We start from the raw sequence: 13,214 nt of genomic DNA, 5'->3' as shown, positions 1-13,214 counted from the left end.
GGCTGCTGGTGGGGGATCGGGGGCTGGAGGGGGGGATGCTCAGTAAGGGGAAACCCAACTGCACCTATGTACCTGACCCCAAGCCGAAGCCTTTTACCCGGGAGCAGCAGGAGGCGATATTGCTGTGCAAGGCGATCGGGGTGATATTGAAGGAGGAGGGGGAGAGGAATAGGCTCAAGGTGGAAGTGAGGATCAGCCCAATGGCNATTGAAGGAGGAGGGGGAGAGGAATAGGCTCAAGGTGGAAGTGAGGATCAGCCCAATGGCGGAGGAGCCGCCGGACAAAACGTAGTTTATGGTTTATCGACTGCTGCGCGGTCTAGTTTATGGGCTTCGCCGTTTACTTGGCTTCGCCGTTTATGGGCTTCGCCGGTTATGGTTTATCGACTGCTGCGCAGTCTAGGTTACTTGGCTGCGCCGGTTACGGGGCTTCGCCGTTTATGGTTTATTTGGCTTCGCCGCTTAAGGTTTATGGATTAATGGTTGATCGTCCCGTGGGCATAATGCCCAGCGGGGACTGATTATAGGATTAAGGAGAAGTAATGGGGGGGATGTGATTACGAAAAACTTCCCCCCTGTCCCTCCCGATTCGCTACGCTCTCGGGACAAGCGCTTCCAACGGGGGAATTATTTACGGTAAATATTAACGAATAATACGATGAAAAAAAGAATGATCTTTTTCTTCCTGGGACTGGTATGTCTAATGGGAAGGGTGGAAATAGTAGTAGGGCAGAAAGTTGCCTCTCACCCCGAAAGCCCCGCCGATGAGGGAGGCGGGGCCCCGGTGGTGGTGTATGGAACAGTAATGGCCAATCAAAAACCTGATCCTCTGGAATTGTCGGTTTTCAGGGACTATGCCTTCAATTCCCGCCGTGGTCCGGGTGTGCATACTGTTTCCCTGGAATATGAGCAGGGAAATATGATTGAGGGCAGGCTGCCCAATGAGATGACGTTTGAATTTCACCTTCCTCATTTGGAGGATTTGGCCTATATGAGTTTGGCATTTGGAAATGACCACGCCTTCTTGGACAGGTTTGTCATCCTACCCGGTGATACCATCGAACTATATGTAGACCTCAGGTATGGGGCCATCCACTTTGGGGGCAATGCAGTGGAGCGGATGGAGCTGCAGCACAGCTTGGCCTTATTGGACAGGAAAAAACAGCTATTTAGCCAACCTTACTTATTCACGGGTAATCCTGAAAGTGTATTGAGCAATCCCCAGTTTGGCGAAAAATATAAGGAACTGGAAAAAGCAGGTCGTAGAAGGATGAAATTTATCCAGCCTGGAGAGGAAGAGATTGCCAGGCTTCTTCAATCGGATGCTGCGGAAGGACTCACCCCATCGCGGGAGCAACAGGATATGCTATCAGAAGCCCAGCTGGAGGCTGGCTTACAACAGCTTTTATACGATAACTTAATGGCAAAGAAGACTGCCGCATTTCTCGGCAGCCTGGTCGCTGTCCTGCATCGTGCATCCAGGGGAGGTGACCGGGATCAGTTGGAAAAGCTAAGGGAGACCATAAACAACAAGCTGCCTGAAAGGCTGGAAGGAATTATGAATAAGGACTGGCATCCTGATGCCTATGGTCCTGTTGATTTATATACCGAGTGGGCCAGGCTCTACGGAAGACTGGAGGATGTGGAGCGCTTTGAAGCCATAAAGGAAATTCCTCTAACCAAAATCCGCGATCGGGCGGCCCTGGATTACTTCTACCATCAATATGAATTTGTCCTGACAGCCCAAGAGCAACTGGAAGATTATCTGGGTATGGTGTCCGATCCTTTTTCACGCACTTATCTGGAGAATCTTTTGGCCCTGCGGAGAGAAGGAGGGGAGCTGAGGCATTTTGATTTTGTGGATGACAGCGGCAGGCCTTTCGATGAGGATATGCTTCGTGGCAAAGTGACCCTTTTGGACTTTTACATCTACGGTTGCGGGGCATCCAGAGGATTTTTCCATAAGGCTGTAAAACCACTGATAGCCCAATTTGGGGACAGGGATGATTTTCAGGTCATCACCATTTCAGCCGACCCTTCGGATGAGATCTGGAAACAAAGTCTAAAAACGGGTGACTACACATCGGAATCGACTATCAACCTGCACACCCGGGAGCTTTCGCATTCGCATCCCTTCTTGGTCAATTACGGCATTTATGGGTTTCCCAGCAAGATGATCATCGGCAAGGACGGGACTATTCTGCAGTCTGCGGGGCTTCCGGGCAATTTTGAGGTATTGAAGGAGATCATTGAGCAGGCTTTGAGTGAATAAGACTAAACCAATCCACTACCATATATCCATATTTCTAAAACTTAAACTTATTACTAATGAGAAAAACATTACTCATGGGGCTGTTGTGTGCGGGGATGTGCCTGGCACCGGCCCACATTTTTGCCCAAGCGCGGGCCTCTGCCCGGGTAGTCTCGGCAGAAGACAGCCTTCCCCTGCCAGGAGCGGTGGTAAAGGTGCAGGGTACTTCCAGAGTGGCTGTCACAGATGGCGATGGAAGGTTTGAATTTACTTTGGGAGCAGGAGAATATACGCTGGAGTTCAGCATGCTGGGATACCTCGGCAAGGAGGACCTGGTGGGATTTCCCTGGGAAGGAATGCGTGTTTTTGCCCTTGAACAGGAAAGTTACGGATTGGAAGAGGTGGAAGTATTGAGTACGGGTTATCAGCAGCTGCCCAAAGAGCGGGCTACTGGTTCCTTTGTCCATGTGGACCGGGAGCTGGTGGAACGACGGGTGAGCACGGGCATTCTCGAAAGGTTGGAAGATGTGACTAGTGGTCTTATTTTCAACCGGCGGGGCGGTCCAGGAGATCAAATTAACATTCGGGGGAGAAGTACCCTGTTTGCCAACTCCCAACCCCTGATCATTGTGGACAATTTTCCCTATGATGGGGATATCCAGAATATCAACCCAAACGATGTGGAGAGCATTACCGTGCTGAGAGATGCCGCTGCAGCCTCCATCTGGGGAGCCCAGGCGGGGAACGGGGTGATTGTGATCACCACCAAGATGGGAAGAAAGGGGCAGCAACCCACCGTGAGTATCAATTCCAATTCCACTTTTGGAGAACGCCCGGATGCATTTTACCAGCCTATGATGAGCACCTCGGAGGTGATCGGTATGGAAAGGGAGCTGTTTGGGCGGAATTATTACAACAATCAATTGACCAATATCAACCGGCCTCCCTTGACTCCCGGGGTGGAAGCGCTTTTTGAACACCGTGATGGACTGATCTCCGATTCCGAGCTTGAAGGCAGGCTCTCAGGTTATGGAGCCCATGATGTACGGTCCGACTTTGACAGGTATTTTTATAGACCTTCCCATTTGCAGCAATATGCGGCAAGCGTGAGTGGTGGCAGCGATTATCATTCCTATCTTTTTTCGGCGGGCTACGACAGGAATAGGGAATCGCTGGTGGCCAATGAAAACAGCCGGATATCCCTACAGGCAAGAAATGATTGGAAGCTGCTCAATGGGCGTATGGGCATTCACACTACGGTATATTATACCAAGGCCACCAGGGAAAGAGGCAATGAGGGTGTAGAAAATGTATTTTTCAACGGAGCCAATCCCGTATATGCCTATGCACGGATGGCTGATGAAGCCGGAAACCCTCTTCCTGTAATCAGAGACCACCGAACTGGGTATAAATTGGAGGCTGAGCGCAATGGCCTGCTGAATTGGGATTATGTGCCGCTTGACGAAATCGGGAGAAATCCATTGGTGAGCAATTCTGATGACCTTCGGATCAATTCCGGACTTTCGTACCGGGTGACCCCCGATCTCATGGCTGAGGTACAATATCAATATTGGGCCAATAGGGATAACACCGAGCAGCATTTGGCTTATGACAGTTATTTTACCCGAAACTTAATTAATAGGTACACCCAGGTGGACCCTCAGGGGAATCTTACTTTCCCCATACCCAGAACGGGCATATTGGATGTAGGCAACCAGCGGGCACAAACCCACAATGTAAGGGCTAACCTGCGCTACCATAGAGTGATAGGTGAAAAGCATGAGCTGAATGCACTGGGGGGAATTGAATTAAAAGATTATCAATTATTGGGTAGTAATGGACGATATTATGGATATAACCCTAATCTGACAGCCTCCGTGCCTATGGACTTTTTGACCCGATATCCAATGTATTATAATAACGGCTCCTTGCAAGCTGTGCCTTTCAGGGGAGGTTTGACGGATTTGGTGGACAGGTTTTATTCCTACTACGGCAACTTGGCGTACAATTTTGACAGAAGGTTTGACCTGACAGTAAGTGCCCGACGTGACCAGTCCAATCTCTTTGGAGTGGATGCCAACCAGAGAGGTGTCCCCTTATATTCAGCCGGAGCAGGGTGGCTATTGAGCAATGAAAATTTCTACCGATGGGAAGCCATGCCCTATTTAAAGTTGAGGTCATCTTTTGGGTTTAACGGAAATGTGGACAAATCCTTGGCAGCAGAAACCACGGCCATATATCTAACCGGGCCAGGGTCCTCGATAAATCCGGGCCTTCCCTATGGCAGGATTTTGAACCCTCCCAATCCAGATTTGAGGTGGGAGAGGATTAGGATTATCAATTTGGGGCTTGATTTTGAATCGCGTTCAGGCAGAGTAGGGGGCAACGTAGAATATTACTGGAAGGAAGGACTTGATTTGATTGGAGATGCCATGATGCCCAGTTCATCCGGTGTAAGCCAGTTTAGAGGCAATACCGCCCGGACAAGTGCTGAAGGACTGGATCTTGTGCTCAACACCAGAAATCTGGTTGGCCAGTTTGGATGGAATAGCACCTTTTTGCTAAGTACCAATAGGGAAATTGTAAAGGAGTATCTATTGGAAGCGCCATTGAACAATATCTTGGCCAATGGAGAAGGTACCAGTGGGCTAGTGGCCCCAGTAGAGGGCAGACCGTTATTTTCCCTTTTCAGTTACAGATGGGCAGGCTTGGATCCTGATACGGGGAATCCCAGAGGTTATCTTGACGGGGAGGCCAGCAGCAATTATGTGGGCATAATCAATAATACAGCGGTTGAGGATTTGATCTATCATGGCTCAGCCAGACCGACCTTGTTTGGGGCGCTTAGAAATGACTTCAGTTATGCCGGGTTTACTTTGTCGGTAAACATCAGTTACCGCATGGGATATTTTTACAGAAGAGAATCGGTGCTGTATAATCAGGTATTGACCGGAACAAGGGGACACGGTGACTTTGGACTGAGGTGGCAAGCGCCTGGTGATGAATTGCGCACCGATGTGCCATCTCTGCCCATGGGGGCCAATTTGAACAGGGATAATGTATACAGATTTTCAGAGGTGCTTGTGGAGCGGGGTGACCATATCCGGCTACAGGATGTAAACCTCACCTATGATTTGCCGGTGGGAAGGTGGAACCTCCCGGTGTCAAGGGTACAGACTTATGTATATGCCAACAACCTTGGTATTCTTTGGAAAGCCTCCGATGATCCATTGGACCCCGATTTTCGCTCCATGCGTCCTTTACGAAGTGTTTCCCTGGGTGCAAGAATTGATTTCTAATCCTAATCATTTGTCCCGACCCGCCGCACTTTCTTCATAAGGTTTAGTAATACGGTTCCGGCGGGCGGGGCATTTACTGTCTAGAGTTTAAAGGTTCATGGTCTGTTGAACCTGCCTCTGAAAAATGAACAATGAACAATTTGAACATACATAATCATGAAAAAATATACATACATATTAATTGCCATCCTATCGGCTAGTCTGCTGGTGGGTTGTGAAGGCTTCCTGGATGAGCGGCCTAATAAATCAAGGCTGATTCCAGACAGTTTGGATGATCTTAGAGCATTATTGGACAATGAGGATGAGCTCAACAGGATTCCCGCTTTAGGCATCATTGGTTCAGATGATATGCTTACCAACGATAACGGGTACAACTTTTATTTTACACCTACTGCCATCAATGGATATATTTGGAATGAAGATATATTTGAAGGTAGCCCGTCTATTGACTGGAGCTTTCCCTACCGAAGTATATTTATAGCCAATGTGGTGATGGAGCGGTTGGACTTCTTGGTGGGGGAAGGTAGGTACACGGAAGAAGAAGTGGCCGAAGTAAGGGGCATGGCTTTATTTTTTAGGGCCCATAGTCATTTTAATCTGGCCCAGTATTTTGCAAAACCCTATCAGCCCGCCACTGCGCCGTCTGATCTTGGGGTGCCTTTGAGAATAGACACACGTATACAGGAACCTTCTCCCAGGAGGACAGTGGAAGAGGTGTATGCACTTGTGCTGGAAGATTTGGCCCAGTCCATGGAAATGTTGCCCGAATGGCAGCCTATCAGAACTCGACCTTCAAAGAGAGCTGCAGAGGCCATGCTGGCAAGAGTTTACCTGACCATGCAGAATTATGAACAGGCGGAAACTTATGCAGATAGGGTATTGGCTTCTGGATCATTTCATCTACTTGATTATAATGATCTCAATCCCAGCGCCAATTACCCCTTTGCCCCTTATAATGAAGAAGTCATTTTTCACGCTGGGCAAACAAGCCATGAGTTTAATGTAGCTGATCCCAGCACTTTCATTCACCCTGACATATTTGAGAGCTATACGGATAATGATTTACGTAGAGGGTTATATGGACGGCCCAGGGCATTAGGGTACAATTTTAAAGGGAATTATACCGGTACTTTGTTCTATTTTGGAGGCATTGCACTCGATGAAATGTACTTTATTGCTGCGGAATCCAAGGTGAGAAATGGCGACAGTACTGAAGGGATCCGCATCCTGAATCAGATACTGGAAACACGGTTTGAAACAGGGACTTTTGAACCTGTTTCCGTAACTTCAGATGAGGAGGCTTTGGACTTGGTCATGTTTGAAAAACGCAGGTCCCTATTGTTCAGGGGGGTGAATTGGTTGGATCTGAGACGGTTAAATTTGGATCCCCGCACAGCAAGGGTGTTAACAAGGGAGGTAAATGGGGTGACTTATACGTTGGAACCCAATAGTAACCGCTATGTGTATCCAATTCCCGTGGAAGAGTTGAACTTAAATCCTATAGAACAAAACATCAGGAATTAAAAAAAGAGGGGCTAAGCCCCTCTTACCATTACTCTATCAATGTAAATGTGCCATTTCTGATGACATTGCCATTTGGCGCATCATAGACACAATCACCTGTACTGAGACATCTATAGTCTTCACCTTCTTCAAGGTGGCTGATGTCCATCCATCCGTTAGGGACAGGAATGAATTTTGCCTCATTATTGGGCTGGTTAAATGCAAAGGCTACGGATGCAGCCAGTGCAAGTCCCAAAATGGGCAGGTTTTTAATTACCCTTTTCATGACTTTTTGTGTTGTACAGAGAAAACTATTTTCCCTGTGGGTTAGAAAATTGATTAAAGTTGCCTCTTATGCTTATTTTGCGCGATAGTAAGCATGATTGGCGTATTTATTCCTCCGGCATCACAAAGCTTCCAGCCCTTTGTGTCGGAAGTGAGGAATTCGGCGATGTGCCGGCCTGCATTTCTTTTTGATTTAGAGCCCAAAGACCTAGTAGGGCGAGCAGGACGAAAGAAATATTTATAAGTACGTGAGCGCCCCAGCCTATATCCTGAAATATCCCAGCACACCCGCAAGGCACTACGGGGAAACTCCCAATATAAACTAATCCCACATAGGTAGAGAATATGGTCATGAGGACCATTGATCCTGCCAAACCCCAAAACCGTAATTTGGGCATAATCAACATGCCAGCCAGGGCAAGTTCTACCGGTGGGATAACATATGCCAGTATCCTCGCCCAATCCAACGGAATCTCCTGGTTTTGCATGGCTGAGCGGAAACTGGCAAAGTCGGTGAGTTTGGCAATGCCTGTATACCCCCAGAGTAGGATAAGTAAAACTGAGGCGGCCAAGGGAAGGGAGTTTCGTATTTTATCCATGATACATTTATGTATATGATTGATAATGAGTTGTTTTAATTTTTTTGAAAGTTAGAGATAATTATGGATAGCCGCTTCCCAAACCGCCAAACGACGGGTTTTGGGGGGTGAACGTATCTTCGCAAGCTTCGCTGTTTACGTAGCTTCGCTGTTTACATAGCTTCGCTGTTTATGGGCTTCGCCGGTTATGGTTTACTTGGCTTCGCCGTTTACTGGCTTCGCCGGTCCTGGCTTCGCCGTTTACTTGCTGCGCGCTTATGGATTAAGGTTTTAGGATTTCGGTATTTTTTAAACCATAATCTTACCCCGCAGGGGATAAAGTTAGCCATAAACCGGAGGGTGAATTGGCTTCGCCTTTTTGGCTTCGCCGTTTACTGGCTTAGCCGCTTATGGTTTAAATGGCTGCGCCGTTCATGGATTCTCCGTTTAATTTCTGCGCGCTTAAGGTTTAAGGTTTTAGGATTTCGGTTTTTTGTAAACCATAAACTTTCCCCGAAGGGGAAAAATAAGCCATAAACCAAGAAGGGTAATCAGCTTATCCCCAGCTTTACCCCAACTTTACCCCAGGGTAACTGTAACTTTGATATAGGTTAAGTAGTGAACAGGGGGCTTGAAATAATTACTTTTTAATGGTGATTAATACTTATCGCTGTCCTGATTGTACCTAAGAATCCGTATAGTCCGTATAGTCCGCCAACATTTTGACAGTCAATTATTTAGGGTAATATTTGGGCATGTTAAACAAATAAAACCATAAATAAATGGCAAGACAATCGAGTTTTATAAAGTTGGAAGGTACCATCGGGGATGTTACTTTTTTTAAGGGGAAAAACGGATACCACGCCCGTCAGAAAGGTGGCATCAGCAAGGAGCGAATCATGAACGATGATGCTTTTGAAAGGACCCGCGAAAATTTGGCGGAATTTGCCAGAGCCGCCTCTGGAGCCAAACTTCTCAAAGATGCCTTTAGGGAGATTACCGTGAGGGCCCGTGACCTTCGGACGCACAATAGGCTATATAGCCAGGCGCTGAAGGTACTGAAGACCGACACGCTATCGGATAGAGGGGAAAGAAGAATTGAAAACGGGGAGATGGGACTCTTCACAGGGTTTCAGTTCAGCAACAACTGTATGTTTGAGGCCACCATCTACGCCAAATTCAATGTGGAGGATGATGGGACTGACCTGAAAGTAGCCTTCGACGCGTTTTCCCCGAGGAAATATCTGTCAAGACCCAACGGGGCCACTGATTTCCGGATGTTTTTGGTGGGTACGGGAGTAAACTTCCAAAATGGTGAAAATTCTTCCCAAATCATGATCAGCCCGGTACATAAGCTGAGTATTGATGCCCTGGAGGGCTTGGAGCTCACCGTGGCCAAAAGTGAGGGAGGCGGTGATTTCCAGTTCTTTGCCCTTGGAGTGGAATTTCTCCAGGAGGTCAACGGCAAAACTTATACGCTGAACAACGGCGCCCACAATGCGGCCAAAATAATCCAGGTAATCTAATGGCGCTGCAACTTCATTTGGAAAGGGAGTATTGGCCGGCCGGTACCAATGGCACGCTGACGGTGGAAGACTATAAGCTGGGCAAGTTTATAGAGCTGCCCTGGCGGCGCAACCGGCCCAATGTGAGCTGTATCCCGGAAGGGGTGTATAAACTGGCAAAGCGGTACAGCGAAAAGTGGGGTTGGCATGTCGAGGTGAAGGATGTGCCCAACCGCTCGCTGATCCTCATCCATCCTGCCAATGATGCGCTGCAGCACCTGAGGGGGTGCTTGGCTCCGGTAAGTAAAATCACCGGGGAGGGAAAGGGGAGCAAAAGCCGGGTTGCTTTTGAGAAGTTCAAGGAGATGGTTTATGCAGCAATAGACGGGGGAGAGGAGGTGATTCTGGAGATAAGGAGCTATCCAGACGCTGCTCTCAATCTGTCGCAGTATGAGCTGTCATGGATGGAATAAATCTGTCCATTATGGTAGGGGGGATTATATCCCTCCTCCTTTCTGTCCTTGCTTATTTTCTCCATCTGCTGATATTGGATTTCAGGAAGATGCGGGAGGAGCAAAGGGAGCTCAGGGACCTGTGTGTGTGGCTCAAAGCCGAACAGCGCATTATCAAAGAATGGCTCCGCCCTGAGCGGGTGCGCCGTCAAGACGAAAGAGGGGCGACTGACACCATCTGAACCATGAGTACGGAGCAGCGAAGCCGGAGAGTCCATAAAACGGGTGCGAAGTCGGAGACGTTCCTACAACGGTGCGCTGGGCACTGAGCACTGAGCACTGAGCACTGAGCACTGAGTATTGTGCGCTGTGCACTAGTACTGAAGGTTAAAAAACCGAATGGGCAAAATTGGCTACAATGGCCCGCCAAGATGCTCGATCTGACAACCATGACAACAGCGCCTTTCGATGCGCAGCATCGGAACAGCGGACAACAATGACAACCACGTAATCAGAAACTTTAAACAAACTAGATATGAACGAAATACAACAAAGATGGAATGCGCCTACGCCTCCTTTTTTCAAGAGGATACAGAAGGTGGGTATGGTATTAATGGGAGTGGGTACTGCAATATTGGCGGCGCCCGTGAGTTTGCCGGCCTCGGTCACACTGGTGGGTGGATATATACTCACTGGAGGCACAGTATTGTCAGCAGTGGCCCAGTTTGCCAAGCAGGATGGTGATAATTCCGGTAATTTGACCGGTAACAAAATTATTGACTAATTGTTTGGAGATATAAGACTTAAATTTTAATTTGTAGATATAAACCATTACATTATAATATGAAGAAAGATTTAATTGCATTGATGAATTCTACTGCTGGGCGATTAGGCTTGGCTGATTATCTGGATTTTAAAATGGATTGGATTGGAGGGTATGGGACGTAGAGTAATCCACGCCCAGGACATCATGGAAATAACGGGTAAGGGCCGAACTTACGCCTATGACCTGTTAAGAAAAATAAAGGAATTTTTCAAGAAGTTGCCCCATCAGGTGGTTACTTTTGAAGATTATGCCGAATACCATGGAGTGTCTCTGGCTTCACTACAGGGTTACATGAGTAAATAAAAAGAAAAGTGCAGCTGGTGGAGAGCTTACCTCCAAGGCTGCACTTTTTTGCTATTGGGTTTCTAAACCCAACCGGAGGAATATCCGGTGTTTGGAAAGGTCCACGACCATCCTAAGATGAACCATGGGTTACTGTTTTAGATCCGTTACCTGATTATACTGGGTTTGCATGGAGTAAAAAGACTATAGGCTACTTTGTGCCTTTGGTTGGGGCTTTCAGCAATCATGTTGATCAATGTGGAGCTTCTGGCGTCTTTTCTCGTAATGGAGAATTGTTTTGCTTGTGAATTAGTTATCATAATTTTTAAATTTTAATTGTCCTCAAGTATATGGATTTAATCAATGGAATTTCTTCGAGATCTGTCAACTACGGGTTTCACCGGGTCAACGACATGCTGTATCTGCTATATGTTAAGTTTTGGTATTTACATATTCTGGGTTGGATGTTTTATATCGTGAGCAGTTACCTCAGTACGCCATATTTTGGGGAGGAGTATCTGCCCTTCGATTATGTGTTGCTCAATCTTGCCTTCCTGTTTGTTTTTTTCTATGGGATCAGTTTTATCGTATTTATATGGCTCTGCGTAAGGTGCCCTCCACTCAAGAAACTGTATGGTACCATAATTTTCTACACCATATTTATCATGAGCAAAGTGTGGGTGGATCAAATTTGCCTGGGTTTAGAGGAGGGGTTTTGGGCGCTTTGTGTCCACGAATACTGGAGGTTTCAGCAGTTGGTGGGATGGGCAGGAGGAATCACCCTGGCGGTGATCATCTTTGTGGCCGATTATCACATGGCTGAGATGATAGAGGAAAGGAAGCGGATAGAAATAGACCTGTTGTGCAGCAGGCTGGACCCGCACTTCATCTTCAATTCCCTGCAATCATTTGGTGCTGAGTTGCTTCCTTTTTCGGAAAGGCTGTATAAGAAGATGACCAATCTGGCCGGAATATTCAGGTATGCTGTGGAGGCACAGGGGCATCAGTCCTATCTGTGGCAGGAGATCAAGCTGGTCAAGAAACTTATCAAGACAGCCAGATATGCCCAACGGGGGACCTTGTATATAAACTTGGTAAATGGGGTAGACAAAGACCTGAGCAAGCAGTTGTTTTTTCCAAAGAGAGTGCTGCCCACCTTAGTTGAAAATGTGTTTAAACATGGCTTATTAAGTGACTCTGCAGCCCCTGCTCAGATTACCATGTCTTGTAATATTGAAGAGGAATGGGACTGTGTATTGCAAATTGGGATTACCAATAAATTGAAACAAGGTCAAAAGCATAAGTCTTTTTACCTTGGGCTAAAGGCCTGTAGAAAGATTCTGCAGTATCATTTTAAGGAGAATTTTAGGTTAAATGAACGGGTTGAAAATGATTTATATGTATTGGATTTAATTATTTATTATGGAAAAATTGATGAAGGTAGGGATAGTCGATGATGAAATCGGCTCCCTAGAATTATTGGAGACATTGGTGGGCAGGTTGCCCTATTTTTCGGTGTGCCTGAGCAGCACTGACCCTGTAGCAAGCTTGTCGCAAATACAAAAGGCAACGCCTGATATTATGGTATTGGATGTGCAGATGGCTGGCCTGGACGGACTGGCCTTTGCGTCCGAACTGCAGGCCATGCATATTCCGGTGATCTTGGTAAGTGGCAAAAAGCTCGAAGCCCAGGATCCCTTTGACTTGGAGGTGGTGGACTTTGTGGCTAAGCCTGTCAAAATTGGCAGGCTTACCAAGGCCTTGCAAAAAGCCAAGGAGTGGGTGGATCTTCGCCAGCTGAAAGAGACTACTGCTACTCGTGTCAAACCCAACCAGGATGAATTTCTTATGGTAAGGCACTTTAAATACAAGGGATTTACCAAGCTGAATGTGAGTCAAATTGATTTCATCGTGGGAGCAGGTGACAGGCCGGAAATTATGGTGGAAAATGAAAAATACTACAGCGACAAGAGCCTAAACCTACTGGAGGAGGAGCTTAGGAATTATCATTTTATAAGAATTCATAAGTCTTATTTGGTAAACCTGAGGAAAATTCAGTCTGTCGATCAGGAGCATGTATATTTCCAGCAGAGCTATTATGATAAGATACCTATAGGGAGAACTTATAAGGAGGGTTTTTTGGAGTACTTCCGGGAGAGATATGTGTATTAGGTGTCGGATGTTGGATGGAAAAAGACCGAAGACGGAAGACCGGAGACCGGAGAGGGGAGACG

13 protein-coding genes are annotated in these 13,214 nt (G+C 47.0%); 10 read left to right on the top strand and 3 right to left on the bottom strand.

What is annotated here, in order from left to right; translation table 11 throughout:
* Positions 1-657 precede the first annotated feature (657 nt).
* The 3 genes from KI659_RS18270 to KI659_RS18260 all read left to right on the top strand — a co-directional run bounded on the left by KI659_RS18270 (position 658) and on the right by KI659_RS18260 (position 7,073).
* Positions 658-2,271 carry a TlpA family protein disulfide reductase gene (locus KI659_RS18270; RefSeq protein ID WP_213946829.1) on the top strand — a complete coding sequence of 538 codons (1,614 nt, stop codon included), beginning with the start codon at positions 658-660 and terminating at the stop codon, positions 2,269-2,271.
* Positions 2,272-2,327: 56 nt separating this feature from the next.
* Entirely contained in the window at positions 2,328-5,549 is a 3,222-nt protein-coding gene (locus tag KI659_RS18265) for a SusC/RagA family TonB-linked outer membrane protein (protein ID WP_213946828.1), read from the top strand.
* Positions 5,550-5,705: 156 nt separating this feature from the next.
* Entirely contained in the window at positions 5,706-7,073 is a 1,368-nt protein-coding gene (locus KI659_RS18260; protein ID WP_213946827.1) for a RagB/SusD family nutrient uptake outer membrane protein, read from the top strand.
* A 28-nt stretch (positions 7,074-7,101) separates the two neighbouring features.
* On the opposite strand, the gene KI659_RS18255 is transcribed toward KI659_RS18260, so the two are convergent.
* Both KI659_RS18255 and KI659_RS18250 read right to left on the bottom strand, forming a co-directional pair.
* Positions 7,102-7,338 (bottom strand): hypothetical protein, encoded by a 237-nt coding sequence (locus KI659_RS18255; protein ID WP_213946826.1) that lies wholly within the window; start codon positions 7,336-7,338, stop codon positions 7,102-7,104.
* Between the two features lie 106 nt (positions 7,339-7,444).
* Entirely contained in the window at positions 7,445-7,936 is a 492-nt protein-coding gene (locus tag KI659_RS18250) for a MauE/DoxX family redox-associated membrane protein (RefSeq protein WP_213946825.1), read from the bottom strand.
* 761 nt (positions 7,937-8,697) lie between these two features.
* Here KI659_RS18250 and KI659_RS18245 point away from each other — a divergent pair.
* From KI659_RS18245 to KI659_RS18225, 5 genes are all read left to right on the top strand, one after another.
* A complete protein-coding gene (locus KI659_RS18245; RefSeq protein ID WP_213946824.1) occupies positions 8,698-9,441 on the top strand; it encodes a hypothetical protein in 744 nt (247 codons plus the stop codon).
* Entirely contained in the window at positions 9,441-9,893 is a 453-nt protein-coding gene (locus KI659_RS18240) for a DUF5675 family protein (protein WP_246535471.1), read from the top strand. The genes KI659_RS18245 and KI659_RS18240 overlap by 1 nt, the downstream gene beginning before the upstream one ends.
* On the top strand, positions 9,881-10,114 hold the full coding sequence (locus KI659_RS18235) for a hypothetical protein (RefSeq protein WP_213946831.1): 234 nt from the start codon (positions 9,881-9,883) through the stop codon (positions 10,112-10,114). Before KI659_RS18240 ends, KI659_RS18235 begins: the two co-directional genes overlap by 13 nt.
* 293 nt (positions 10,115-10,407) lie before the next feature.
* Entirely contained in the window at positions 10,408-10,656 is a 249-nt protein-coding gene (locus tag KI659_RS18230) for a hypothetical protein (protein ID WP_213946823.1), read from the top strand.
* A gap of 153 nt (positions 10,657-10,809) precedes the next feature.
* Positions 10,810-11,001, top strand: coding sequence for a hypothetical protein (locus tag KI659_RS18225; RefSeq protein ID WP_143961300.1), 192 nt, complete (start codon positions 10,810-10,812; stop codon positions 10,999-11,001).
* 146 nt (positions 11,002-11,147) lie between these two features.
* On the opposite strand, the gene KI659_RS18220 is transcribed toward KI659_RS18225, so the two are convergent.
* A complete protein-coding gene (locus KI659_RS18220) occupies positions 11,148-11,300 on the bottom strand; it encodes a hypothetical protein (protein ID WP_213946822.1) in 153 nt (50 codons plus the stop codon).
* A gap of 30 nt (positions 11,301-11,330) precedes the next feature.
* Between KI659_RS18220 and KI659_RS18215 the strand changes: the two genes are divergently transcribed.
* Entirely contained in the window at positions 11,331-12,437 is a 1,107-nt protein-coding gene (locus tag KI659_RS18215; RefSeq protein WP_213946821.1) for a histidine kinase, read from the top strand.
* The gene (locus KI659_RS18210; RefSeq protein ID WP_213946820.1) at positions 12,403-13,152 is read left to right on the top strand and encodes a LytR/AlgR family response regulator transcription factor; all 750 of its coding nucleotides are present in this window, start codon (positions 12,403-12,405) and stop codon (positions 13,150-13,152) included. Before KI659_RS18215 ends, KI659_RS18210 begins: the two co-directional genes overlap by 35 nt.
* Positions 13,153-13,214 lie beyond the last annotated feature (62 nt).

The sequence above is a fragment of the Litoribacter ruber genome (assembly GCF_018449405.1).
Lineage (GTDB): Bacteria > Bacteroidota > Bacteroidia > Cytophagales > Cyclobacteriaceae > Litoribacter > Litoribacter ruber.
This window is presented reverse-complemented; position numbering and strand designations above follow the sequence as displayed.

What these genes read in the sequence shown, in the direction of transcription:
- KI659_RS18270 (WP_213946829.1), top strand. Translation starts at nt 658, where the DNA reads ATGAAAAAAAGAATGATCTTTTTCTTCCTGGGACTGGTATGTCTAATG.
- KI659_RS18265 (WP_213946828.1), top strand. Translation starts at nt 2,328, where the DNA reads ATGAGAAAAACATTACTCATGGGGCTGTTGTGTGCGGGGATGTGCCTG.
- KI659_RS18260 (WP_213946827.1), top strand. Translation starts at nt 5,706, where the DNA reads ATGAAAAAATATACATACATATTAATTGCCATCCTATCGGCTAGTCTG.
- KI659_RS18255 (WP_213946826.1), bottom strand. Translation starts at nt 7,338, where the DNA reads ATGAAAAGGGTAATTAAAAACCTGCCCATTTTGGGACTTGCACTGGCT.
- KI659_RS18250 (WP_213946825.1), bottom strand. Translation starts at nt 7,936, where the DNA reads ATGGATAAAATACGAAACTCCCTTCCCTTGGCCGCCTCAGTTTTACTT.
- KI659_RS18245 (WP_213946824.1), top strand. Translation starts at nt 8,698, where the DNA reads ATGGCAAGACAATCGAGTTTTATAAAGTTGGAAGGTACCATCGGGGAT.
- KI659_RS18240 (WP_246535471.1), top strand. Translation starts at nt 9,441, where the DNA reads ATGGCGCTGCAACTTCATTTGGAAAGGGAGTATTGGCCGGCCGGTACC.
- KI659_RS18235 (WP_213946831.1), top strand. Translation starts at nt 9,881, where the DNA reads ATGGATGGAATAAATCTGTCCATTATGGTAGGGGGGATTATATCCCTC.
- KI659_RS18230 (WP_213946823.1), top strand. Translation starts at nt 10,408, where the DNA reads ATGAACGAAATACAACAAAGATGGAATGCGCCTACGCCTCCTTTTTTC.
- KI659_RS18225 (WP_143961300.1), top strand. Translation starts at nt 10,810, where the DNA reads ATGGGACGTAGAGTAATCCACGCCCAGGACATCATGGAAATAACGGGT.
- KI659_RS18220 (WP_213946822.1), bottom strand. Translation starts at nt 11,300, where the DNA reads ATGATAACTAATTCACAAGCAAAACAATTCTCCATTACGAGAAAAGAC.
- KI659_RS18215 (WP_213946821.1), top strand. Translation starts at nt 11,331, where the DNA reads ATGGATTTAATCAATGGAATTTCTTCGAGATCTGTCAACTACGGGTTT.
- KI659_RS18210 (WP_213946820.1), top strand. Translation starts at nt 12,403, where the DNA reads ATGGAAAAATTGATGAAGGTAGGGATAGTCGATGATGAAATCGGCTCC.